The organism is Streptomyces sp. ICN903 (genome assembly GCF_022015835.1).
Taxonomy (GTDB): domain Bacteria; phylum Actinomycetota; class Actinomycetes; order Streptomycetales; family Streptomycetaceae; genus Streptomyces; species Streptomyces fenghuangensis.
In genome coordinates this window covers 1-2,089 of record NZ_JAKMAY010000513.1, presented here as the reverse complement: position 1 = coordinate 2,089, position 2,089 = coordinate 1, and the positions used below count along the sequence as shown (strand labels likewise).

Here is a 2,089-nt window from a genome sequence, read left to right as displayed (position 1 = left end):
GGCGAACGCGGGGCGGGGCGGCGCCGGGGCCGGTCAGATCCGTTCGACGAGGTCCGCGATCGAGTCGGCGACCGTCGAGGGCCGGAACGGGAAGCGGTCCACGTCGGCCGGCCGCGTCAGCCCGGTGAGGACGAGGAAGGTCTCCATCCCGGCCTCCAGCCCGGCCAGCACATCGGTGTCCATCCGGTCGCCGATCATCGCGCTGGACTCGGAGTGCGCGCCGATGACGTTGAGCCCGGCCCGCATCATCAGCGGGTTGGGCTTGCCGACGAAGTACGGCTCGCGCCCGGTCGCCTTGGTGATCAGCGCCGCGACCGACCCGGTGGCCGGCAGCGCGCCCTCGGCGGACGGGCCGGTCTCGTCGGGGTTGGTGGCGATGAACCGCGCGCCGTCGTTGATCAGCCGGATCGCCTTGGTGAGCGCCTCGAAGCTGTAGGTGCGCGTCTCGCCGAGCACCACGTAGTCGGGGTCGGTGTCGGTGAGGATGTAGCCGATGTCGTGCAGCGCGGTGGTCAGCCCGGCCTCGCCGATGACGTACGCGGTGCCCTCCGGGCGCTGGTCCTCCAGGAACTTGGCGGTGGCCAGGGCGGAGGTCCAGATGTTCTCCACCGGGACGTCCAGGCCCATCCGCTTCAGCCGGGCGTGCAGATCGCGGGGCGTGTAGATCGAGTTGTTGGTCAGCACCAGGAACGGCTTGCCCGACTCCCTCAGCCGCTTGAGGAAGTCGTCGGCCCCCGGGATCGGCACCCCCTCGTGGACGAGGACTCCGTCCATGTCGGTCAGCCACGACTCGATCGGCTTGCGCTCCGCCATTGGTCACTCCTGCCTGTCGTACCGCACATCGGGCGTGGCGGCGGCACCACGCTGTGCTGCGCCGACGCCCTCAGACTAGCCACTGTCCGCCGGGGGCGGCCCCGTCTTTCCGGGGCCGCCCCCGGGGCCGCCTCCGGCACCGCCTCGGCCGGGGCCTTCCGGTCTCGTTCCCGGTTCGAGCCGGCCGAAGAGCGGCGCGAGGACCAGATGCGCCGCGCCGCGGGCGACCAGCCGCGCGCCGCCGGGGGCGACGGACACCGGTACGGCCCGGCCGTCGGTGCGCGCGGCCCGGGCCGCCAGCACCCGCTCCACGCCCGCACGGTAGGCCTCCGGGTCGGCCAGTACGGTCCGGCCGCCGAGCACCACGCGGTCGACGTCCAGCAGCCCGGCCAGCCCCGCCGCCCCGGTGCCCAGTACGCGGGCCGCCTCCGCGGTGTCGCCCCGGGCGACGGCCGCCAGGCACAGTGCCTCCAGGCAGCCGCGGTCGCCGCACCCGCACTCCGGTCCGTCGAGCAGCACCACCTGGTGGCCGAACTCACCGGCCCCGGTGCGCGTCCCCCGGTACAGCGCCCCGCCCAGTACGAGCCCGGCTCCCAGGCCGGTGCCCAGGTGCAGATACGCGAACGACGCGCCGGCGGCCCCCTGCCCGCCGCACAGGGCGAGGCCGAGGGCCGCCGCGTTGGTGTCCTTGTCCAGCGCGACGGGCAGCCCCAGCCGCCGGGACAGCGTCTCCCGCAGCGGGTGGCCGTCCCACTGGGGGAAGCCGGTCACCCGCCGCAGCACTCCCGTGCGGTGGTCCAACGGACCCGGGCACGCCACCCCGACGCCCAGCGGGCGGCCGCGTCCGGCACCGACCGGCAGGGCCCGCACCGCACCGGCCACCGCGTCCAGCACCGCCTCGCGGGGCGCGCCCAGGTCGAAGGGGGCCCGGTGGGCCGCGACCACGCCGCCCGGCAGGTCCACCAGGACGGCGGTGATCTCGTCGCGCTCCAGGTGCAGGCCCACCGCGTGGCGGGCGTCGCGCACCAGGCGCCACAGGGTGCGCGGTTTGCCGCCGGTGGAGGGGCGGCGCCCGGCCTGCGCCACCAGGCCCGCCTCCCGCAGCCGGGCGGTGATCTTGCTGACGGCCTGCGGCGTCAGCCCCGTGGCCTCGGCCAGTTCGGGCCTGCTCGCGCCCGCCTCGCCCGCCGCGCGCAGCAGGTCCAGGACGAGTGCGGCGTTGTGGCCGCGCAGGGCCGGCAGGTTCGCGGCCGCCGGGGAGGCGGCGGGGAGGGGG

The 2,089-nt window shown here is 76.2% G+C and carries 2 protein-coding genes; both read right to left on the bottom strand.

All coding sequences use genetic code 11. The annotated features are described in order from the left end of the window. Window positions 1-33: 33 nt before the first annotated feature. Entirely contained in the window at window positions 34-813 is a 780-nt protein-coding gene (locus tag L7D48_RS28370) for an HAD-IIA family hydrolase (RefSeq protein WP_237883894.1), read from the bottom strand. Between the two features lie 75 nt (window positions 814-888). Further along, complete coding sequence (locus L7D48_RS28365; RefSeq protein ID WP_237883897.1) at window positions 889-2,055, bottom strand: ROK family transcriptional regulator; 1,167 nt, start codon at window positions 2,053-2,055, stop codon at window positions 889-891. Between the last annotated feature and the right edge of the window lie 34 nt (window positions 2,056-2,089).